A 21,296-nucleotide genomic window follows, 5' to 3' on the forward strand; every position below is an offset into this window, starting at 1 on the left:
CGGCCAGCCCGGCGCTCAGCGCACGCCTTGGCACGCAGTCGCCACCGCCTGGGGATTGGCGACGAAGGGATTGCTGTTTCCCTGCACCGCGCGGATCCGCGCATCGCGCGCGCGCTCCCAGGCGTCGACCGGATACGTGCGCGCCCAGATGCAGTACAGCCGGCGCTCTTGCCGGCTCAGGCGCAACTGGTAGGTGTGGACCATGTACAGCGTGATGCGCGCAATGCGGCCGCGCGCCTGTTGCGGCGGCTGGGCCCGGCGGCCCTTGAAGTCCACCACCATGCGGCATTGGCCGTACATGGCCGGGTGCTGGTCCCACACCGTGAAACGGAAGTTCGAGCGGTCATTGTTGAGCTCGCCCAGCTCGGGCACCAGGTTGTGCAGGTCGCCTTCGGCCTTGCGGTACGCGTCGTCACGCGCGGAGCAGTGCTTGCGGCCGCCGCGTTGCCAGCATTGCCGCTGGTGGCCGATGGCCCACGCCGGCACCACATGTTCCCATTCGATGCGCCGGGCGCGGCCCGCGTTCTTGCGCACGCGGTAACCGCAGGACTGCAGGTCGGCCTGCTTGCCGCTATAGCGGCAGCCGCAATAAAACGTGGTGTTCAGGCCCTTGTACAGGGCGGGCAGCACTTTCTTGGCGTGCCGGAAGTCGCGGTGGCCCACCTCGCGGGCGCGCGTGACGAGCCCGGAGGCCTGGGCGGGCAGGGTTGCGGCAAGGACCAGCAGTACAGCATATACAACGCGCTTCATGGAGCGCGATTGTATAGGCCGCGCTCAATCGGCCCCGTGCAGCGCCCGGGCCATGTGCGCCAGGCATTGCGCCGCGTCGCCCTCGACCAGCGTGGCGCTGCAGGCCAGCATCAGGTTCAGCGGCAGGCCGAAATCTTCCACGGTGTAGCCCTGCGCGTCGACATGGCGCGGCGGGTCGTCCGCCTGTCCGGCCGCCAGGCGCCGCACCAGCGTGCCAGCCTGCTCGACATAGCCCCATACGGGCTTGCCCAGCGCAATGGCATAGCCAACCTCGAACGCCGTGCCGGAATCCGGCTCGGCGCCGCGAAACGGGTTGAGGTTCGCCATGACGGCGTCGGCGCCGCGGATCAGCGCCGTATTGGCCTCGTAGATCCATTGCGCCAGCGCCCGCGGCGGCAGGCCGGCGGGCGCCCGGTTGTCGTGCGGATAAAGCCCCTCGAAGCCATGCAGGCGGCACTGCAGCTTTAACCATTCTCCGTGCGCCAGCGAATCGGCGCGGAACACGTCGAAGCCGGCCAGGTAGACGGTCTTCATGGGAGCCGCCCCCTGCCTCAGTACCCTACCGTGAAGCGCCGTCGCCCGTGGCGCGGCGACTCCAGCTCGTCGACCAGCGCGATCGCGTAGTCTTCCATCGAGATCCAGCTCTTGCCTTCCTGGTCGGCCAGCAGCTCGTCGTCGCCGACGCGGAACTTGCCGGTCCGCTCGCCGGGCTCGAACAGCGCGGAAGGCGACAGGAAAGTCCAGTCCAGCGCCTGTTCGCGCCGCAGCGTATCGAGGAACACCACGCCGGCGCGCGCTTCCGGCTTGTAGGCGTCGGGGAACTCGGGTGTGTCGACCAGCATCAGGCCCGGCGCCACCCGCAGGCTGCCCGCGCCGCCCACCACCAGCAGGCGCGGCACGCCGGCGCTCTTGACAGCGGCCAGCAGCGGCTTGGCATCGGCCGAGACGAACCGCGCCGCGCTGATCACGGCATCATGGCCGGCCAGCAAGGGCGCGAGCGCCTCGGGGTCGGTGGCATCCCCCTGCCGGGCGCTCAGGCCGGGCCGTTCGACCACCTCGGCGGGGTTGCGGGCAATGCCAGTGACCTGGTGGCCGCGGCGCAGCAGTTCATCGGCAATGCGCGAACCCACGCGGCCGGTGATGCCTATGAGTGCGATTTTCATGGTGTGCTCCAGTAATGGGATGACTCCATGCTAGTCGCCTCCCCGGGCGGCGCATACCACCGCGCGCGGAATAGTCAGTTGCAGATCATGCACCAATGGCCCGGCGGGCCTGGTACACCTGCAGGTGCGCATAGGCCATGCGCAGGCACGGCGCATCCAGGCCCAGCGTGCGGGCACGATGCACCATGTCGCCGACGATATGGTCGGCCTCCACCGGACCGCCCTGGCTCAGGTCGCGGAACATCGACGCGGTCATGGGCGACTCGCGATCGGTCAGCACCTTGAGGGCGGCGGCATCGGCCTCGGCCCGCACAGTATGGCCGGAGGCCGCCGCCACCTGCTGGCACTCGCGCAGCATGTCGCGCACGATGGCCTCGCCGTCGTCGGTGGAGACGATCTGCCCCACCGCGCCCCGCATCAGGCAAGTGGCCGCGGCCAGGGTGGTCAGGAACACGTATTTTTCCCAGATGTCCTGCAGGATGGCCAGGCTCAGGCGGCTATTGAAGGCCGCATCGGCCAGCGCCGCCTCCAGCGCCGCGCAGCGCGCGCTGCGCGGCTCGCCGGCCCGTTCGCCATACACGAAGGCGGCGTGCTGTCCCAGATGGCGCACCTGGCCGTCCGGGCCCAGCGTGGCGTTGATCTGGCAGAGCCCGCCCAGCACCCGCGCGGCGCCGAACTCGGCATCCAGGGTGTCGTACTGCAGCACGCCGTTCATGATGGGCAGGATGGCCGTGTCCGGCCCCACCGCCGGACGGATCGCCTCGATCGCGCTGGGCAGGTCGTAGGCCTTGCAACTGAGCACCACGATGTCATAGGGGCCGCTCAGGTCGGCGGCGGTCGCCACCTGCGGCTGCAACACGGCATCGCCGCGCGGGCTTTCGATGCGCAGGCCTTGCGCGCGCAGCTTCTGGGCGCGCGCCTCGCGCACCAGGAAAGTGACATCCGCGCCGGCCTGCGCCGCGCGTCCGCCGAAGTAGCCGCCGGTGCCGCCGGCGCCGAGAAACAACAATCGCATCTGGGTCTCCGCTCAATGATCCTGCGCGCGCCCGCGGGGCGCACTATTCAAAGCTATGCAAATTATGCACCCACGCGTACTCCCGTGCGGAACAAGCTGCCTATAATTTCACTCGCGGCGCAGGCTGTACCAGCGCCCGCCGCGCCCGACTCACCTCGCGTTGCATGCAGGAGCCTTGTCCATGACATCCCGTTCTTCCCTGCCAGCCACCGGATGCATGCGGCGCTCCTTGCTCTTGCTCGGGCTGGGCGCGGGCCTGGCGGCCCTGACGGCGCCCGCCGCCGTGTCCGCCCAGGCCATCACGGGCGCCGCCAAGATCAGGGTCGCCGGCGTCTATACAGTGCCGATCGGGCAGCAATGGGTATCGCGCGTGCACAAGGCGCTGGTCGTGGCGCAGACGCGCGGCGACATCGAATATACCTATTCCGAGAACGTCGCCCACGACGACTACGAAGAGGTGCTGCGCAAGTATGCCGAGCAGGACGTCCAGCTGATCGTCGGCGAAGCCTTCCGGGCCGAGGAGGCCGCCCGCAGCGTGGCCCGCGCCTATCCGGACATCGCCTTCCTGATGGGCTCGTCCGGGCGGCCGCAGCAGCCGAATTTCTCGGTGTTCGACAACTACATCCAGGAGCCCGCCTACCTGGCCGGCATGATCGCCGGCGGGCTCAGCCGCACCGGCAAGATCGGCCTGGTGGGAGGCTACCCAATCCCCGAGGTCAACCGCCTGATGCACGCCTTCATGGAAGGCGCGCGCGAGATCAATCCGGCCGCGCGTTTCAGCGTGGTCTTCATCGGCTCCTGGTTCGACCCGCCCAAGGCCCGCCAGGCCGCCTTCGCCATGATTGACCAGGGCGTCGACATGCTCTACGCCGAGCGCTTCGGCGTGGCCGAAGCGGCCCAGGAGCGCGGCAAGCTGGCCATCGGCAACGTCATCGACACGCAGCCGCAGTATGCCGACACGGTGGTGACCTCGATCCTGTGGAACATGGAACCCACCATCGACCGTGCCCTGACCATGGTGGAACGCGGCACATTCAAGGCCGACGACTACGGCAAGTATTCGCAGATGCGCTACCAGGGGTCGATGCTGGCCCCGCTGGGCACGTTCGAACACAAGATCCCGGCCGCGCTGTGGGCCAAGGTACAGGCCAGGCAGAAAAGCATCCTGGACGGCACTTTCAGCGTCAAGGTCAACGACAGTCAGCCACGCTCCAGCGCGCCCTGAAAACGGTCGATGCGCAGCGGCCCGATCGGCAGGGCGGTGCGGCCGTCCAGGGCCAGGTCGGCCAGGATGGCCCCCACGATGGGCCCCAGCTCGAAGCCGTGCGCCGAGAAACCAAAGGCATGGAAAGCTCCCGCGTGGCGGCTTGGGCCGATGACCGGCAGTTCGTCCGGCATGGCGGCTTCGATGCCGGCCCAGCCGCGGTTCACCACGGCGTCGCGCATATGCGGGAACAGCTCGCACACCATGCGGGCGCCTTGGGCCAGCGCGCCGAAATCGAGCTCGGTCCATTCCGCATCGCGATCCACCCACGCGCGCCGGCCGCCGCCGATCAGCACCGTGCCGTTGGCGCGCTGCTTGAAGGATAGCGGCCGGCCGGTGCCCAGTACGACCGGGTCGAGGAAATGCGCCATCGGCAAAGTGACCAGCATCATCGGGCTGATGGGCTGCAATGGCACGGCCTCGCCAAGCTGCGCGGCGATGCGGTCGGCCCAGGCGCCCGCGCAATTGATGAGCTGCGGCGCGGTGTAGTCGCCGCTGTCGGTATACACGCGCCACTGGGCGCCGTCCCGCTCGACGCGGTCCACGCGCACGCCTTCGATGAACCGAGCGCCGAGCGCCGCCGCCTTGCGGCGGAACGCGGAGGTGGTGCGATACGGGTCGGCCGCGCCGTCGCCGCGCACGATGATCCCGCCCTGGACGGACGGCACCAGGCGAGGGACCAGCGCGCGCAGCTCGTCGGCGCAGATCCACTCTTCGTGGACGTAGCCGTGCGCCGCCATCGTCTCCAGGCGCCTGCGCAACACGGCCACGTCGGCTTCGTGCTCGGCCACGCGGACCTGCCCGTGCTGCTCGTAGCCGCAGTCATCGTCCACCAGCTCGCCGATGCGGTACCAGAGCTCGCGCGCGGCCAGCGCCAGCGGCACCTCGGCCAGGTCGCGGCCCAACGTGCGCACGCCGCCGGCGTTCACCCCCGAGGCGTGGCGCCCGGCGTAGTTCTTCTCGAGCACCAGCGCCGCCACGCCGCGGCGCGCCAGGTGCAGGGCCGCGGAACAGCCGTGCAGCCCCGCCCCGATGATGACCACCGCCGCGCTGCCGTTCGCCATGTCACTTCTTCAGCCGCACCACGGCCTCGCGCGATGCCTCGGTCTGCGGCAGGGCGGCGAGCTCACCCAGCGTCAGCGGCTTGGTCGGAAAGCGCAGGCGGTAATAGCCCACATCCCTGGGATGCGCGCCCAGTTCGTCGGCGATCACTTCCGCGACCGTCAGGCCGCAGAACCGGCCCTGGCACGGCCCCATGCCGCAACGCAGGAACGACTTCATCTGGTTCGGCCCGGTGCAGCCCAGCTTGACCGTCTGGCGCACCTGCTCGGCCGTCACCTCCTCGCAGCGGCACACGATGGTGTCGCCCACCGGCCGCAGCTGGGCGCGCGGCACGCGGTACAGGGCGTCGAAAAATGCCCGGCCGCGCACCGCGCGGGCCAGCTCGGCGCGCGGCGCCGCCGCCGCGCGATCGCGCTGGGCGGCATCCAGGCGGCCCAGCAAATGAGCGGCCTGCAGCGCGGCAAGCCGGCCGCGATGCTCGGCCGCCAGGACGCCCGCAATGCCCGCGCCGTCGCCGGCGATGGCGACGCCGGGCACCGATGTGCCGCCCCAGGTATCGATGGCCGGCTCCCAGCAATCCAGCGCCTCGTTCCAGGCATGCTCGACGCCGATGGCGCGCGCCAGGTTCACATTCGGCACGACGCCCTGGTGCAGCAGCAGTTGGTCCGCCGGCAGCTCATGCTCGCGGCCGCCGGCGGTATAGCGGACGGCTTCCAGCTTGTCGCGTCCCACCGCCCGCAGGTCGGCCGCGGCCCGCGTCACCGGGACCGCCGCCCGCACCGCGCGCAGCAGTTTCCAGCCTTTGGCCAGGTAGCCCGAACGCAGGAAGCCAGCCGCATGCGGCAGCGCACGCAGCCACTGCCGTGACGGCACGGTCTCGAGCAAGGCATCGAGTTTCGCGCCGGCATTCAAGTATTGCCAGGCCACCAGGTACAGCAGCGGCCCGCAGCCGGCCAGCACGGTGCGGCCCGACGGCACCAGCCCGCCCGACTTGAGCAGGATCTGCGCCGCCCCCGCCGTGAGCACGCCCGGCAGCGTCCAGCCGGGAATGGGGAACGGGCGTTCCTGGGCGCCGGTGGCCAGTAGCAGATGCCGCGCCACCAGCATGCGCGCATCGCCCGCCACCGAGTAGGCCACTTCGAAGCCGGCCTCGGGCTCGGCGGCCGTCATGCGCGAGACAGCCCAGACGGTCGCCTGGGGCTGGTAGCGCGCCCCGGAGCGCTGGAACGGCTCCACCAGCGTGGCGCCATGCCAGTAATCGGGGCCGAGGATGTCCCGCTCGGTGACGGGCGTGGTGGTGACGGCACGATAGATCTGGCCACCGGGCGCCGCCTGCTCGTCCAGCAGCAGCACATCCAGGCCGCGCGCGGCCGCTTCGGTGGCGGCGGCGAGGCCGGCCGGCCCGGCCCCGATCACCAGCACATCGCATTGGGTCGTCTGCATCATGCCTGCACCTTGCGCGCGCCCGCCTGGCGCTCGACCGCCATGCCCTCGCGCACCTGGGTCATGCAGGCCTGCCGATTGGGCTGCCCGTCGATGGTGACCAGGCAGTCGTAGCAAATGCCCATCATGCAGAACGGCCCGCGCGGCACTTCGTTGACGACAGTATCGCGACAGGCGTCGACGCCGTGCGCGAACAGCGCGGCGGCCACGCTGTCGCCGGCCCGGCACGCCAGCTCGGCGCCGTTGAAACGGATGCGCACCGGCGCATCGCGCAATTGGCGGTCGGCCGAATCAAGCCTCTTGAACATGAAACCTCCGGGTAGAGAAGGGCGCCATATCGTCGGCCAGCGCGCCGGCGGCGATCATGGGAGCGAGCTTCAGGGCATGCGCGGCCGCCAGGGTCACGCCGCTGTGGCAGGTCGCCACGAACGCGCCCGGGCAGGTCGCGGATTGCTCGTAGATGGGAAACCCGTCTTGCGACATGACGCGCAGCGCCGCCCAGGTGCGGACCACCCGCACATCCCGCAGCGCCGGCAGGGTTCGCACGGCCCGGTCGGCCAGCGTGCCCAGGATGGGCAGCCCGACGGTGCCGTCGGCATAGCCGGCCTCCTCTTGCGAATCGCCGATCAGCCACGAGCCTTCGTCCATCTGGCGCAGCGTGCTCAACGGCGTCTGCAAGATGCGGCGGGTGCGCTCCAGCGCGATGATCTGGCCTTTCTGCGGCCGCACCGGCACCGCCAGGCCGACCCGCTCGGCCAGGGCGCGGTTGCCCAGGCCGGCCGCCAGCACCAGCTTCCTGCCGCGCACGGGCCCGCGCGGCGTGGCGATCTCGAAAATGCCGCCGGCATGGCGGATTTCTTGCGCGGGCCGGCGCGGCAGGTAGTCCACGCCGTCGCGCGCGAAAGCCGCATGCAGCGCGCGCAGCAGCTTGAGCGGATTGGCGATGCCGTCCACGGCCGTCCAGGTTGCGCCCCGCACCTCGGGCCCGACGCCGGGCACCAGGTCGGCCACCTCATGCCGGTCGAGCAGCTTCCATTCGTACGACGACATGCCGGGCTGCGCCAGCAGCCCCGTCATGAAGCGAACCCGCGCGTCGCGCTCCTCGTCGGACAGCAGCACATGCAGCCCGCCGCGCTGCTCCAGGCGCACGTCGATGCCGGTCTTGTCCAGCAGCTCGGCGGCCAGGGTCGGCCACAACGACGCGGACGTCAGCGTCCACACGCCGTAGCGGGGCAGGCCCATGCCCTTGCTCTGCACCCATACCAACCCGAAATTGCCGCGCGATGCGCGATACGCCACGTCGCCCTCGTCCAGCACCGCAACGCGCGCCTGCTCGCGCCGCAAGCCGTAGGCCAGCGCCGATCCGACCAGTCCGCCGCCCACCACCACGACGTCATAGACGCCTTGGCGCGGCTCGCTCGCCGGCACTTCTGCTCCGTTTGCCATCACCGTCCTTTTCCTACGAACAACTTCTCCAGCCCGACCGCCCGGTCCAGGATGAATATGACCAGCACCGTCGCATAGATCAGCACCGCCGACACCGCCGTCACCAGCGGGTCGATGGTGTCCTCGATCTGCAGGAAGATGCGTACCGGCAGGGTAGTGGTCGACGGCGAGGCAATGAAAATCGACATGGTCAGCTCATCGAAACTGGTGATGAATGCGATCACCCAGCCGCTGATCACGCCCGGCAGGATCAGCGGCAGGACGATGCGGCGGAACGCGGTCCAGCTCGACGCCCCCAGCGACAGGGCGGCACGCTCCAGCATGGGGTCCAGGCCGGTCGCCGAGGCCAGCACCAGGCGCAGCGCGTACGGCATGATGATGATGATGTGCGCCATCACCAGGCCGAAGTACGTGCCCACCAGGTCCACGCTGGTGAAGAATTTCAGGAAGGCCAGGCCCAGCACCACGTGCGGGATCATCAGCGGCGACATGAAGAACGCCAGCAGCGCCTCGCGCCCCCGGAAGCGGCTGCGTGCCAGCGCCAGCGCGCCGGGCACGGCCAGCAACACGGCGATGGTGGCCGACAGGGCGCCCAGGCCGAGGCTGAACCAGAACGCGTCGATAAAGCGCGGATTATCCAGAATGGCCCGGAACCAGCGCAGCGACAGCCCGTTGGCGGGCAGCGAGATGAAGCCTTCCGACGTGAACGCGACGGCGCACACCATGACGATGGGCGCCAGGATGAAGGCAATGAACAAGGCGTGGAACAGCAATCCCAAGGGGCCATTGCGGAAATTCATGCGCCGCCTCCCGGTCAGCCGAAAATGGCGCCGTAGCGCCGCTCTATCATGCGATTGGCCGCCACCAGCACCACCACGGTCGCCACCAGCAGCAGCATGGCCAGGGCCGCGCCGAGCGGCCAGTTCAAGGTGTTGAGGAACTCGTCATACGCGGCGGTGGCCACGTTCTTCAGGCGCCGCCCGCCGACGATGGCCGGCGTGGCGAAGGCGCTGGCCGCCATGGCGAACACCATGATCGAGCCGGACAGGATACCCGGCATGATCTGCGGCACGATCACGCGCCTGAGCACCGTGAACTGGCTGGCGCCGAGCGACAGGGCGGCCGCCTCGGTGGCCGGGTTGATGCGCTGCAGCGAGGCCCATACCGAGATCACCATGAAGGGCACCAGCACATGGGTCAGCGCGATGATCACGCCGGTGTTGGTGTACATCAGGTTGACCGGCCCAGAAGCCAGGCCCAGCGCCATCAGCGTCTTGCTGAGCAGTCCGGTGGAGCCGAACAGCAGCGCCCAGCCCAGGGTGCGCACCACCACGGAAATCAGCAGCGGCCCCAGCACCACCATCAGGAAGATGCCCTTCCACGGGTTGGCCATGCGCGACAGCACATAGGCTTCCGCCGTGCCCAGCAGCAGCGAGGCCAGCGTGACCGCGACGGCGACGCCGAAGGTGCGGGCGTAGACCTCGTAGTAGTAGCTGTCCGTGACAATGTCGCGATAATTGGCCAGTGAAAATGCCTGCTCGATACCGCCGTAGAACTCGAAATTGAAGAAACTGATCAGGAACACCAGGAACAGCGGCACCACCAGGAAAGTGGCGTACACCGCCATCGCCGGCGCGCTGAGCAGCCACGGATTGACACGCGCGTTCATGGCCGCGCCTCGCCGTCCACCGGGCACATGTCGCGGGCCCGCCAGCGCAAGTGCACCTGCTGGCCCTCGTCCGGCACGGGCACGCCGTCGTTCTGGCGTATCACCAGCACCTCGCCCACCGAGGTCTCGACCTGGCACAGCCAATGGTTGCCCTGGAAGACGCGGGCCTTCATGCGCCCAGGCAGGGCGCAGGCGGCAGGTTCCGAGAACAGGATTTTCTCGGGCCGCACGATGACCGGACCGCGCGGCATCGGCGACTCCTCCAGCGCGATGGCGGCTTCGCCGATGCACGCCCGGCCGGCGTGCTCGCCAGTGCCGGGCCGCGGCGTGAACACATTGGCCTTGCCCAGGAAGCCGCCGACGAAGCCGCTGGCCGGCCCCTCGTAGGCGGAAAACGGGTCGGCCACCTGCTCGACGCGCCCCTGGTTCATGACCACGATGCGGTCGGACAGCGCCAGCGCCTCGGACTGGTCGTGCGTCACCAGGATGGTGGTGGTGCCCACCGTACGCTGGATGCTGCGCAGTTCCAGCTGCATCTCTTCGCGCAGCTTGGCGTCCAGATTGGACAGCGGCTCGTCCAGCAGCAGCAGGCTCGGCCGTATCACCAGTGCGCGGGCCAGCGCCACGCGCTGCTGCTGGCCACCGGACATGCGGGCCGGATGGCGGTCGGCCAGGTGCGCCAGCCCGACCAGCTGCAGCGCCTCGGCCACCCGCGCGGCGCGCTCCTTGCCGCCGACGCGCTGCATTTCCAGGCCGAACGCCACGTTCTCGGCCGCCGTCATGTGCGGGAACAGCGCGTAGTTCTGGAACACGATGCCCAGCCCGCGCTTGTTGGCGGGCACCCTGCCCAGGTCCGCGCCGTCGAGCAGGATCGTGCCTCCCGACGGCTCGACAAAGCCCGCGATCATGTGCAGCGTGGTGGTCTTGCCGCAGCCGGACGGCCCCAGCAGCGAGATGAACTCGCCGCGCTCGACCGACAGGTCGAGGCGGTCGACCGCGGTCAGGTCCCCGTAGCGCTTGGTCAGGCCTTTCAGGACGAGATATGCCATGCGTGCTCCTGCCGGCGACGAGCCTGGTTCAGCGTTCCACTTCGCGCGTCCAGCGCTTGTTCCATTCCTCGCGATGCTGGTTCACCGTGTCCCAGTCGATCACGATCAAGTCCGCCGCCCGCTGGCCGATCGGCAGCGGCACGCGCGGATCATCCTTGATCTCGGCCTTGGTATTGACCGGGCCGTAGCCATACTCGCTGGCCAGGCGCGACTGCACTTCAGGGGAGACCAGGTATTGCACGAACTGCTGGGCCAGCGGATTGGCGTCGGGCTTGGCGACCGGGCATACGGAAGACAGCAGCGCATAGGCGCCTTCCTCCGGATACACGAAGCCCACGGGGAAGCCGGTATCCGCGAATGCCTTGACGCGCCCGCTGCCCCACACGGCGATCGACGCCTGGCCACTGGAGAACAGCTCGGTCATCTTGCCGGGCGAGGGCTCGTAGACCAGCACGTTGGGGTTGATCTCATCGATCACCGTCTTGAAGCCCGGGTCGATGTTCTTCTCGCCGCCGCCCGCCGCGCGGGCGAACTGCACCAGCGTATGCAGGCCATAGGTGTTGTTCAGCGGCGGCACCACCAGCTGCTGCTTGTATTTCGGGTCCTTGAGGTCATTCCAGGACTTGGGCGGCGCCCATTTCCGCTCGTCGAATATCTTCTTGTTGTACATGATGCCGGTGGCCACGATGCCGATCGCCACGGCCTTGTCGTCCTTGTAGCGCGCCGTCTTGTACAGGTCGTCGGCCGGCAGGCCCTGGATCGGCGCGCAGAACCCCAGCGCGATCGCCTGGTACATGGGGCCGTCGTCGATGATGGCCACGTCGATCTGCTGGTTGCTTTTCTGCGCCTGCAGGCGCGCCACGGTGTTGGTCGAATTGCCCGCCACATAGACCAGCTCGACGCCATGCTGCTTGGCGAAGGGCGGGAAGATGTGCTTGCGCATGATCTCCTCGAACGACCCGCCGTATCCGGCCACCACCAGCTTCTGCTGCGCCACGGCGGCGCCGCCGCATGCGACGGCCAGCGCCGCCGCCACAAACATTGCAAGACCCTTGCCCATGAGAACCCCCTTGTCAGTTAGGCGGGCAATGTCCTGCCCGCCTGTTCTCGCTGCTTCACCTGCATATGTCCGGACATGAATGTCCGGACATATAATGGAAGCCTGGTGCTACATTTGTCAATCCCGTATTGCCCCTAAGCTTTTTCTGCCTGGAGCCGCCTTGGCCCGATCCCTGCCGCCCGACACTGTCGAATCGCCTCCCGCCGCGCCCGGCCTGTTCAGCGCGGACATCGGCGCGCCCGCCGACGACAAGCCCGCGCCCCGCTACAAGGCCATCTACCAGGACCTGGCGCGCGCCATCCGCTCGGGCGCCTACCCCGTCATGACCCTGCTGCCCACCGAGCATGAACTGTGCGCGCACTACGACGCCAGTCGCCATACCGTGCGCGAGGCGATCCGCATGCTCACCGAGGCCGGCATGGTGTCGCGCCGCCCCGGCGTCGGCACGCGCGTGGAGGCGGCCAGGTCGGCCACGCGCCACACCCAGCGCGTTTCCGAACTGGCCGACCTGTTCCAGTACATCAAGAACGCCACGCTGCGCGTGCTCGCCACCCGCGATATCCGCGCCTCGGCGCGGCTGGCCGAAACCCTCGGCTGCCCGCCGCGCCAGGCCTGGCTGCATATCCGCGCCATCAAGCTGCTGGGCGGCCAGCGCGCGCCCGTGGCCTACCTGGATGCCTACGTCCATCCCGACTACTCCGCCATCAAGGCCGATATCGGCAAGACCCGCGTGCCGCTGCTGCAACTGGTCGAACAGCGCTACAGCCAGTGCATCAGCGAAGTCGGCCAGGAATTCTCGGCCACCCCGATCAGCGGGGAAATGGCCGAACTGCTCAAGGTCGCTCCGCATACGCCCGGACTGGTGATCACGCGCCGCTATTACGGCGAGAACGGAGCCCTCATGCTGGCCACGGTCACCACGTTCCCGTACACCAAGATGAAGTACTCCATGTCTCTCAAGCTGGACTGGCCGCGCCCGGCTCAAGGCCGATAGCCGTATGCGGAGGCGGCCTGCGCGCCGCTGACCTTGCCGTCGCGCAGGTCCTGCTCGATGCGCGCGCGCGGCCGCTCGGACGGCGGCCCATAGCCGCCTCCGCCAGGCGTCTCGATGCGCACGCTTTCGCCGCCGGCCAGGGCAATGTTGGCGGTCTTGGAAAACAGCTCCTGCTCCTGCGAGGTGCCCGGGTTGCGCAACAGGCGCGCGCGGCGCCCGTCGCCGCCGCCCGCCACGCCGGCGGCCACGCCCACCGTATGGCTGTCCGAACGCGCCGAGAACACAATGCCGTCGGCGCGCGCGCGGATCTGCTTAGCGATCGCCAGCCCGCCGCGCGTGCGGCCGGCGCCGCCCGAGTCGGCGATCAGCGCGTATTCATCCATCAGCAACGGGTACTCGTTCTCCAGCGCCTCGACCGGCAGGTTGGACGTATTGGTCATATGGACATGCACGCCGTCGGTGCCGTCCGCGTCCAGGCGCGCGCCGGCGCCGCCGCCCAGGGTCTCCAGGTAGACGAAATGGCCGGCACGGTCGGGCCAGCGGCCCGAGAACACAATGGCCGGGCAGCAATCGTTGCTGGAGGCCATGATCCGCTCCGGCGGCAGCAGGCCGCGGAACGCGCCGAAAATGGCGCCCGCCACCTTCTGCGCCGTGATCGAGCGCGCGCCCACGGCGGCGGGATGTTCCGGGTTGGTGATGGTGCCGACCGGCGCGGAGATGGAAATCGGGTCGAACAGGCCGGCATTGGGCGCCAGGTCGGGGTCGAGCAGCGCCTTGACCGCGTAATAGACGCAAGCGCGCAGGGTATTGAGCGGCAGGTTCATGGCGCCGCGCGCCTGGGGGCCCGAGCCGTCGAAGTCGAAGTGCAGGCGCCCGCCGCCCACGGTCAAGGCCACGCGGATGGGCACCGGGTCGCCCCCCATGCCGTCGTCGTCCAGGAAGTTCTCGAATACGTAGCTGCCTTCGCGCAATTCGGCGATGCGGTTGCTCAAGCGCCGGCGCGTGTACAGGATGATGTCGTCGACCGAGCGCAGGACGGCGTCCAGCCCCATTTGCCGGATCAGCGCGCCCATGGCGGCCGCGCCCCGCTCATTGGTGGCCATCTGCACGCGCAGGTCCAGCACGCGCTCCTCGGGGTCGCGCGTGTTGGCGCAGACCAGCCGCAGCAGGTCCTCGTCCACCTGGCCGGCGCGCGCGATGCGGCAGACCGGGATGCGGATGCCTTCCTCGAACACCGAGCGCAGGCCGCCGGCGATCGACCCCGGCACCGCGCCGCCCACGTCGGAATGATGGGCGATGTTGGCGGCGAAGAAGCACAGCGCGCCGTCCCAGAATACCGGCGAGACGATGTTGATGTCCGGCAGGTGGCTGCCGTTGGCCAGGTAGGGGTCGTTGCAGATGAAGACATCCCCCGGCCGGATGGCCTCGACCGGGAACTCCTGCAATATCGCGCGCATCGCGCCGTCCAGCGATCCCAGATGCAGCGGAATCTGCGTACCCTGCGCCACCAGCCGGCCGGCCGCGTCGAACAGCGCCACCGAGCAGTCCTTGCGCTCCTTGATGTTGGTCGAGAAGGACGCCCGCACCAGCGTGTTGTTCATGTCCTCGGTGATCGACAGCAGCCGGTTGCTGAATACCTCCATGCCGATCGGATCGGCAATGGCGGCGCTGGCGGAATGCTCAGTCATGCAGGTCTCCTTGCAGGCGGATCAGCAGGTTGCCGTAGGCGTCGACCGCGACGCTGTGACCCGGTCCCACGACCGTGGTCGAACTCATTTCCTCGATCAAGGCCGGCCCGCGCAGGCAGGCGCCGGCCGGCAGCAGGTCGCGGTCGTACACCGGCGTGTCGCACCAGCCATGGCGGGCGCCGAAATAGGCGCGCCGCGCGCCGAGCCGGGCATCGGCCGGCAGCTCGCCGGCCGGGCGCGGCGCCAGCGGCGCCTTGGCCACGCGCCCCACCGCCTGCAGCCGGCAATTGATGATCTGCACGCGGCGGTCGTCCACGACGTATCCGTACTCGCGTTCATGCGCCTGGCGGAATCGCTCGATGAACAGCGCGAAGCCCTGGGCGCGGAAGTCCTCCAGCGGCACCTGCACCTCGAAATTCTGGCCCTCGTAGCGCGCGTCGATGGCATAGCGGCAACTGCGCAGCGCCGGCGCCACGCCTTCGCCGTCCAGCCAGGCCTGGGCCTGCTGTTCCAGCTGCGCAAAAATCGCCGCCACATGCGGCCAGCCCGCCTCGCTGGCGGGCGCGATCTCGCTGCGCACGAAGTCGAAGGAGATATCGCCCAGCAGGATGCCACGCGCGCACATGGTGCCCGGCTCCTGCGGCACGATGACTAGCGGGATGCCGCATTCCTCGGCCACCTCGACCGCGTGCAGCGGGCCGGCGCCGCCATAGGCGTACAGCGCGAAGTCGGTCAGGTCGTGGCCGCGCTCGGTGGACACGGCGCGGATAGCCCGGCTCATGTTGGCCGCCGCGATCCGCAGGATGCCCTGCGCCGCCTCTTCCAGCGACAGGTTCAGCGGCCGTGCCACGCGCGCCTCGATCACCTCGCGCGCGGCCTGGGCATGCACTTCCATGCGGCCTTTCAACAAAGCCACCGGATTCAGGCGCTGCAGGACGATCTGCGCGTCCGTGATGGTCGGCTCGACGCCGCCGCGGCCGTAGCCCACCGGCCCCGGCACGGCGCCCGCGCTATGGGGCCCCACCTTCAAGGCGCCGGCGTCGTCCAGCCAGGCGATGCTGCCGCCGCCGGCGCCGATGACATGGATATCCACCATCGGCGTCTTGACCGGATAGCCCGCCACCTGGCGATGCGAAGTGAACAGCGGCCGGCCGTCGCAAACCAGGGAGACGTCGGTGCTGGTGCCGCCCACGTCGAAGGTCACCAGGTTCAGGCTGCCGATCGCCCGCCCCACCGCCGCCGCGCCGATCACGCCCGCGGCGGGCCCCGACAGGCAGGTGCGCACGGGATACTGCCGCACGCTGGCGATCGACATCAGGCCGCCGTTGGAATGCACGGTGTGCGGTTCGTGGTCGATGCCCAGCTCGCGGGTGCGCTGCAGGAAGCGCTGCAGGTAGCGTTCCATGCGCGGGCCCACCGCGGCGTTGAGCACCGTCGTGGACAACCGCTCGTATTCGCGGAACTCCGGCAGCACCTCGGACGACAGGCTGACGAACACCTCCGGCAACACCTGCCGCACGATTTCGGCGGCGCGCCGCTCGTGCGCGGCATTGCGGTACGAATGCAGGAAGCAGATGGTCACGGCTTCGATGCCGGCCGCGCCGAACGCCTGCGCCGCGGCGTGCACCTGCGCTTCGTCCAGCTCGCGCAGCACCGCGCCGGTATTGTCGATGCGCTCGTCGATCTCGATGCGCCACTGCCGCGGCACGGCCACCGGCGGCTTGCCCACGCTGTAGTCATACAGGTGCGGGCGCGTCTGCCGGCCAATCTCCAGCACGTCGCGGAAGCCCCGGGTGGTCAGCAGGCCGACGCGAGCGCCCTTGCGTTCGATAATCAGGTTGGTCGCCACCGTGGTGCCATGGCCGATGTGCGAGACATCGCGCACGGCGACGCCGTGCGTGCGCAGCAGGTCCGCGATTCCCTGCTGGATGGCCTCCGACGGATCGTGCGGAGTGGATGGCACCTTGTGGAAGTGCACCGCGCCCGACTGTTCGTCCACCATCGTGAAATCGGTGAACGTGCCGCCCACGTCTATGCCTATGCGATACATGTTGTCCCTGTCCCCTCATGAAGGAAGGCGGTTGCCCGCTCAGTCCAGATGAATGCCCGCCTTGTCGGCCACCTTGCACCACTTGGCGACCTCATCCTTGATCATGGCGCTGAACGCCGCGCCGGCCACGTCCGAAACCTGCGCACCCTGTTGCTCCAGGTATGGCTTGAGCACGGGCCCATGCAAGACTTCGACCAGGCTTTGCGTCAGCGGCTCGCGGATGGCTTCCGGCAACCCGGCCGGCGCCAGCATGCCGAACCACACCATGGCCTCGTAGCCGGGATAGCCGGACTCCGCCACGGTGGGCACGTCGGGCAGCATGGGAGAGCGCGCCGGCGAAGTCACCGCCAGGGCGCGGATCTTGCCGTCCTGGATATACGGATAGGAAGTCATCACGACGTCCATCATCATGCTGACCTGGCCGCCCACCAGGTCGATCAGCGCCGGGCCCGAGCCCCGGTAGGGCACGTGCACCATCGACACCCCGGCGGTCGACTTGAACAGCTCGGCCGCCAGGTGGTTCGAAGTGCCCTGGCCATTCGAGGCGAACGAATAGGCCGACGGATCCTGCTTGAGCAGCGCCACGAATTCCGGCAGCGAGCGCGCCGGCACCGACTGGTTGACCACCAGCACGTTGGGAATGGTCGCCACCACCGCGAGCGGCGTGAAATCCTTGATCGGGTCGTACGGAAGTTTCGAGTAGATACAGGCCGCGCTGCCCTGCGTGCTGACCGAACCCATCAGGATGGTGTAGCCATCCGCCGGCTGGCGCGCCACGTATTCGGTGCCCACCGTGCCGCCGGCCCCGGGCCGGTTTTCCACGATCACGTTGGCGCCCAGCTTGCCGCCCAAGCCCTCGGCCACCTTGCGCGCGATCAGGTCGGTGGAGCCGCCCGCCGCGAAAGGCACCACGATGCGGATCACCTTGTCGGACGGCCAGGCGGCGTGCGCCCCGTGCGCGGCCATGGCGAGCATGCCGGCCACGGCCCATCCGCAGCGGCGCAGGAATCTCCGTGCAATCATCTTGCTTCCCCTTGTGTTGGTAGAACTTCCTGTTCGCCGGGCGCCGGGCCCGGCCGTGCGTTCACTGCAACAACGGGACCATGCTAGAGGCCGTCCGGCGGCCGCAGCAGATGTTGCCGCTTATAGTCACATCATTCGCATTTATGTCGTGGGGCAGCCATGAAGCATCCAGACCTGAATCTGCTGCTGCATTTCGATGCGCTGATGACCTGTCGCAGCATGACGCGCGCGGCCGAACAACTGGGCATCACGCAGCCGGCCCTGAGCGCCGCCATGAGCCGGCTGCGGCGCCTGTTCAACGACCCGCTGCTGGTGCGCGAAGCCGGAATCTGGCAGCCCACCGGGCGCGCCACCGAGCTGCACCAGGCGTTCCGCCCCATGCTGCAGGCCTGGCGGCGCGCCACGCGCGGCCACGAGTCCTTCGACCCTGCGCATTCCGAACGCACGCTGTCGCTCTACGCCACCGACTATGTGCAATACCGCCTGCTGCCGCTGGTCATTCCCAGCCTGGCGAAGGATGCGCCGCACCTGCATCTGCAGATCCAGCCGGCGCGACCGCTGCACGGCCTGAGCATGCTGGAGACCAACCATGTCGAGCTGATCGCCGGCTATTTCCCCGAACCGTCGCCCGACCTGCGCACGCGCTTCCTGTACGAAGAGCCGGCAGTCTGCATCGTGCGCGAAGGCCATCCCTGCCTGCGCAAGCGCTGGAACCTGGACGCTTACCTGCGATACGGCCATGTCGACCTGGCGGCCCATACGCGCTACTTCAGCCGCGGCATCGACCGGATCCTGCAGGGACACAACCGCAGCCGCCACATCGCAGCCACGCTGTCCAGCTACCTGGTCTGCCCGTTCGTGATTTCAGCGTCCGATTTGATCGCCACCATGCCGGCCAGCGTGGCCCGCGCCATGGCCAGCAGCTCGCGCACCGTCATCCTGAAAGTACCCATGGAACTGCCGACCATCGCCGTATCGCTGTACTGGCACGAACGGCACCACGACGATCCCGGCCACGCCTGGCTGCGGCAGTACATCGCCGAGCGGGCCACGCCCGCCCGGCGCGGCGCGCCGCCTCACGCCAGCGGCAAGTAGATGCGCGTCTTCAGCTCGGCGGCGGGCGTGGTCTTGGGGTCGTTCACGTACTCTTCCCACATGGGGAAATCGAGCGTCTCCTGGCCGCTGGCCGGCAGCCATTGCGCGAACAGCCAGTGGTAGGCTGCCTCGATTTCGCTGTAGGGGCCGGTGTATTCCAGCACCGCGCAGCGCGCCGCCGGCAAGGTGAACGGCTCGAACACCGCGTCCACGGACGCCCCGTCGGGCAGTGTCAGGCCGGCGCGCGAACGCAGCCGGTCGGCCGGCACCTGGGCCGGATCGTCGTAATACACGCCGAACGAACGGGTGGCCGGGCCGACCAGGTCGCGGCTGGACGCCAGCATGAACAGGCGGTCGAAGGTGGTGCCGATGTTCTGGTAGTCGCCCGCGTGGGCCAGGGTGGCCAGCGACGCGCCGGCGAATTGCTCGATGGTAGTGGGATACATGCCAAGCTCCTCAGGGTTGAAAGGCCTGGAGCGCGCATCCCGGTAGCGGCCGGGCGGCATTCCGAACACGGCGCCGAAAGCCCGGCTGAACGCGGCTTGCGACGTGTATCCGGCGCGTTGCGCCACCTGCTGCATTGGCGCTTCCCCGGCCAGCTCCACTGATGCCCGGTGCATGCGCACGCGCAGCATCGTGGCGTTGACCGTCTCGCCCATCAGCGCGCGATATACGCGATGGAAGTGATAGGGCGACAGGCACGCCAGGTCGGCCAGGTGGTACAGGTCCGGCGCCGCGTCGGGATGCGAGGCCAGCCATTGCAGCACCGATTCCAGCCGGTTGGCGTAGTGGATGCGGGTCTTGAGTTTCATACGTGCTCCAGGGCTCCCACTGTAGCCACGGCCGCTTTGCAGATTTTGCGCTTTTGCGGTCTTGCACCTTCACTGCCCAGGTGCCTGGCGCCTGCATTCACGTCGGCCCAGGTGTCTGACTCCCCCGGCAATACCATCCGCACGCCGATGGCATCCCGCGGGGTGTCAGACACCTGCATTCAAGTCGGGTATGTCCCAGGCAGCAGCACGCTGCGGTCCCCCGGCGTCAGCGACTTGCGGCCGCACAGCGCCATGGTGACGTCCATTTCCTTGTACAGGATCTCCAGCACGCGGGTCACGCCGGCCTTGCCGTACGCGCCCAGGCCGTACAGGAACGCGCGGCCGATCATGGTGCCGCGCGCGCCCAGCGCCACGGCCTTCAGTACGTCCTGCCCGGAACGGATGCCGCCGTCCATCCATACTTCGATGCGCGAGCCGACCGCGTCGGCGATGGCGGGCAAGGCGGCGATCGACGACATGGCGCCGTCGAGCTGGCGGCCGCCGTGGTTGCTGACGATCAGCGCGTCGGCGCCGCTGTCGGCCGCCAGGCGCGCATCCTCGACATCCAGGACGCCCTTCAGGATGAGCTTGCCGCCCCAGCGCTGCTTGATCCATTCGACGTCGGCCCAGCTCAGGCGCGGGTCGAACTGCTCGGCCGTCCACGACGACAGCGACGACAGGTCGCTCACGCCCTTGGCGTGCCCGACGATGTTGCCGAACGTGCGCCGCGGGGTGCGCAGCATGCCCAGGCACCAGCGCGGCTTGGTGGCCAGGTTGACCAGGTTGGCCAGCGTGGGCTTGGGCGGCGCCGACAGCCCGTTGCGGATGTCCTTGTGGCGCTGGCCCAGGATCTGCAAGTCCAGCGTGAGCACCAGCGCCGAGCAGCCGGCCGCCTTGGCGCGGTCGATCAGGTTGGCCACGAATTCCCGGTCGCGCATCACGTAGAGCTGGAACCAGAACGGCTTGCCGGTGGCGCGCGCCACGTCCTCGATCGAGCAGATGCTCATGGTCGACAGCGTGAACGGCACGCCGAATTCGGCCGCCGCCTGCGCCGCCACCATTTCGCCGTCGGCATGCTGCATGCCGGTCAGGCCGGTGGGCGCGATGGCCACCGGCATCACGGCCTCGGTGCCGGCCATGGTGGTGCGCAGCGAGCGGCCTTCCATGTCCACCGCCACCCGCTGGCGCAGCTTGATCGTCTGGAAATCGGCCTCGTTGGCGCGGTAAGTGCCCTCGGTCCAGGCGCCTGAATCGGCGTAGTCGTAGAACATGCGGGGCACGCGCTTCTGCGCCAGGATGCGCAGGTCTTCGATGCAGGTGATCTTGGCAAGGTTCTGGTTCATGGCAGACTATTGGAAAATAGAGGGCCGCAAGGGCGTAGCAAGTATACGCGCGCGCCCCCGTATCGAGAGGAATCGCATGCAAGACCCCCACCAGGAAACCGTCCACGTCATCATCAAAGGTGTGGTGCAGGGCGTGGGCTACCGGCATGCCACCGTACGGCGCGCCCACATGCTGGGCGTGACCGGGTGGGTGCAGAACATGGAAGACGGCACCGTCCAGGCGCTGGTGCAGGGCACGCCCGACCAGGTCGACCACATGCTGGAGTGGCTGCGGCGCGGCCCGCCGGCCGCCACGGTGCGCGAGCTCATCACCGAACGCCAGTTCACCGACAAGCGCTACGCACGCTTCGAACAGTTGTAGTTCCACCCT

General features: G+C 68.8%; 21 protein-coding genes. 4 read left to right on the plus strand and 17 right to left on the minus strand.

The window, feature by feature from the left end; all coding sequences use genetic code 11:
* Positions 1-15: 15 nt before the first annotated feature.
* From ACKTT0_RS08335 to panE, 4 genes are all read right to left on the minus strand, one after another.
* Positions 16-750, minus strand: coding sequence for an endonuclease (locus tag ACKTT0_RS08335; RefSeq protein WP_407849472.1), 735 nt, complete (start codon positions 748-750; stop codon positions 16-18).
* A 24-nt stretch (positions 751-774) separates the two neighbouring features.
* Positions 775-1,284: a nucleoside 2-deoxyribosyltransferase gene (locus tag ACKTT0_RS08340; protein ID WP_407849473.1), complete on the minus strand. Its 510-nt coding sequence runs from the start codon at positions 1,282-1,284 to the stop codon at positions 775-777.
* 17 nt (positions 1,285-1,301) lie between these two features.
* On the minus strand, positions 1,302-1,913 hold the full coding sequence (locus ACKTT0_RS08345) for an NAD(P)-dependent oxidoreductase (RefSeq protein ID WP_407849474.1): 612 nt from the start codon (positions 1,911-1,913) through the stop codon (positions 1,302-1,304).
* A gap of 85 nt (positions 1,914-1,998) precedes the next feature.
* Entirely contained in the window at positions 1,999-2,928 is a 930-nt protein-coding gene (panE, locus tag ACKTT0_RS08350) for a 2-dehydropantoate 2-reductase (protein WP_407849475.1), read from the minus strand.
* Positions 2,929-3,109: 181 nt separating this feature from the next.
* Here panE and ACKTT0_RS08355 point away from each other — a divergent pair, with 181 nt between their 5' ends.
* Positions 3,110-4,153, plus strand: coding sequence for a BMP family protein (locus tag ACKTT0_RS08355; RefSeq protein ID WP_407849476.1), 1,044 nt, complete (start codon positions 3,110-3,112; stop codon positions 4,151-4,153).
* Here ACKTT0_RS08355 and ACKTT0_RS08360 read toward each other — a convergent pair.
* Genes ACKTT0_RS08360 through ACKTT0_RS08395 form a run of 8 tightly spaced genes read right to left on the minus strand, consistent with a single transcriptional unit; the run spans position 4,129 to position 11,921 of the window.
* Positions 4,129-5,256, minus strand: coding sequence for an NAD(P)/FAD-dependent oxidoreductase (locus ACKTT0_RS08360; protein ID WP_407849477.1), 1,128 nt, complete (start codon positions 5,254-5,256; stop codon positions 4,129-4,131). The genes ACKTT0_RS08355 and ACKTT0_RS08360 overlap by 25 nt on opposite strands.
* 1 nt (position 5,257) lies before the next feature.
* Positions 5,258-6,700: an FAD/NAD(P)-dependent oxidoreductase gene (locus ACKTT0_RS08365; protein WP_407849478.1), complete on the minus strand. Its 1,443-nt coding sequence runs from the start codon at positions 6,698-6,700 to the stop codon at positions 5,258-5,260.
* Positions 6,697-7,005 carry a (2Fe-2S)-binding protein gene (locus tag ACKTT0_RS08370; RefSeq protein ID WP_028353851.1) on the minus strand — a complete coding sequence of 103 codons (309 nt, stop codon included), beginning with the start codon at positions 7,003-7,005 and terminating at the stop codon, positions 6,697-6,699. The genes ACKTT0_RS08365 and ACKTT0_RS08370 overlap by 4 nt, the downstream gene beginning before the upstream one ends.
* Positions 6,989-8,143: an NAD(P)/FAD-dependent oxidoreductase gene (locus ACKTT0_RS08375; RefSeq protein ID WP_407849479.1), complete on the minus strand. Its 1,155-nt coding sequence runs from the start codon at positions 8,141-8,143 to the stop codon at positions 6,989-6,991. Before ACKTT0_RS08375 ends, ACKTT0_RS08370 begins: the two co-directional genes overlap by 17 nt.
* A complete protein-coding gene (locus ACKTT0_RS08380; protein WP_407849480.1) occupies positions 8,143-8,943 on the minus strand; it encodes an ABC transporter permease in 801 nt (266 codons plus the stop codon). The genes ACKTT0_RS08375 and ACKTT0_RS08380 overlap by 1 nt, the downstream gene beginning before the upstream one ends.
* 14 nt (positions 8,944-8,957) lie before the next feature.
* The gene (locus tag ACKTT0_RS08385; RefSeq protein ID WP_407849481.1) at positions 8,958-9,812 is read right to left on the minus strand and encodes an ABC transporter permease; all 855 of its coding nucleotides are present in this window, start codon (positions 9,810-9,812) and stop codon (positions 8,958-8,960) included.
* Positions 9,809-10,861 carry an ABC transporter ATP-binding protein gene (locus tag ACKTT0_RS08390; protein ID WP_407849482.1) on the minus strand — a complete coding sequence of 351 codons (1,053 nt, stop codon included), beginning with the start codon at positions 10,859-10,861 and terminating at the stop codon, positions 9,809-9,811. The genes ACKTT0_RS08385 and ACKTT0_RS08390 overlap by 4 nt, the downstream gene beginning before the upstream one ends.
* Before the next feature lie 28 nt (positions 10,862-10,889).
* Positions 10,890-11,921 carry an ABC transporter substrate-binding protein gene (locus tag ACKTT0_RS08395; protein ID WP_407849483.1) on the minus strand — a complete coding sequence of 344 codons (1,032 nt, stop codon included), beginning with the start codon at positions 11,919-11,921 and terminating at the stop codon, positions 10,890-10,892.
* 160 nt (positions 11,922-12,081) lie between these two features.
* On the opposite strand from ACKTT0_RS08395, the gene ACKTT0_RS08400 reads away from it, so the two are divergent.
* Positions 12,082-12,915: a GntR family transcriptional regulator gene (locus tag ACKTT0_RS08400; protein ID WP_407849484.1), complete on the plus strand. Its 834-nt coding sequence runs from the start codon at positions 12,082-12,084 to the stop codon at positions 12,913-12,915.
* Here the strand turns inward: ACKTT0_RS08400 and ACKTT0_RS08405 are convergent.
* The 3 genes from ACKTT0_RS08405 to ACKTT0_RS08415 are packed head-to-tail and all read right to left on the minus strand — an operon-like array spanning position 12,903 to position 17,676.
* The gene (locus ACKTT0_RS08405) at positions 12,903-14,603 is read right to left on the minus strand and encodes a hydantoinase B/oxoprolinase family protein (RefSeq protein WP_407849485.1); all 1,701 of its coding nucleotides are present in this window, start codon (positions 14,601-14,603) and stop codon (positions 12,903-12,905) included. The genes ACKTT0_RS08400 and ACKTT0_RS08405 overlap by 13 nt on opposite strands.
* Complete coding sequence (locus tag ACKTT0_RS08410) at positions 14,596-16,653, minus strand: hydantoinase/oxoprolinase family protein (RefSeq protein ID WP_407849486.1); 2,058 nt, start codon at positions 16,651-16,653, stop codon at positions 14,596-14,598. The genes ACKTT0_RS08405 and ACKTT0_RS08410 overlap by 8 nt, the downstream gene beginning before the upstream one ends.
* A gap of 39 nt (positions 16,654-16,692) precedes the next feature.
* Positions 16,693-17,676, minus strand: coding sequence for a Bug family tripartite tricarboxylate transporter substrate binding protein (locus tag ACKTT0_RS08415; protein WP_407849487.1), 984 nt, complete (start codon positions 17,674-17,676; stop codon positions 16,693-16,695).
* Between the two features lie 159 nt (positions 17,677-17,835).
* On the opposite strand from ACKTT0_RS08415, the gene ACKTT0_RS08420 reads away from it, so the two are divergent.
* Positions 17,836-18,771, plus strand: a complete 936-nt coding sequence (locus tag ACKTT0_RS08420; protein ID WP_407849488.1) for a LysR family transcriptional regulator — start codon at positions 17,836-17,838, stop codon at positions 18,769-18,771.
* Here the strand turns inward: ACKTT0_RS08420 and ACKTT0_RS08425 are convergent.
* Positions 18,753-19,583: an AraC family transcriptional regulator gene (locus ACKTT0_RS08425; protein ID WP_407849489.1), complete on the minus strand. Its 831-nt coding sequence runs from the start codon at positions 19,581-19,583 to the stop codon at positions 18,753-18,755. The genes ACKTT0_RS08420 and ACKTT0_RS08425 overlap by 19 nt on opposite strands.
* A 179-nt stretch (positions 19,584-19,762) precedes the next feature.
* Entirely contained in the window at positions 19,763-20,926 is a 1,164-nt protein-coding gene (locus tag ACKTT0_RS08430; RefSeq protein ID WP_407849490.1) for an alpha-hydroxy acid oxidase, read from the minus strand.
* 76 nt (positions 20,927-21,002) lie between these two features.
* Here ACKTT0_RS08430 and ACKTT0_RS08435 point away from each other — a divergent pair, with 76 nt between their 5' ends.
* Positions 21,003-21,287: an acylphosphatase gene (locus ACKTT0_RS08435; protein WP_407849491.1), complete on the plus strand. Its 285-nt coding sequence runs from the start codon at positions 21,003-21,005 to the stop codon at positions 21,285-21,287.
* The last annotated feature ends 9 nt before the right edge of the window (positions 21,288-21,296 follow it).

The organism is Bordetella saccharivorans (genome assembly GCF_045862855.1).
GTDB classification, from domain to species: Bacteria; Pseudomonadota; Gammaproteobacteria; order Burkholderiales; family Burkholderiaceae_B; genus Bordetella_A; species Bordetella_A petrii_F.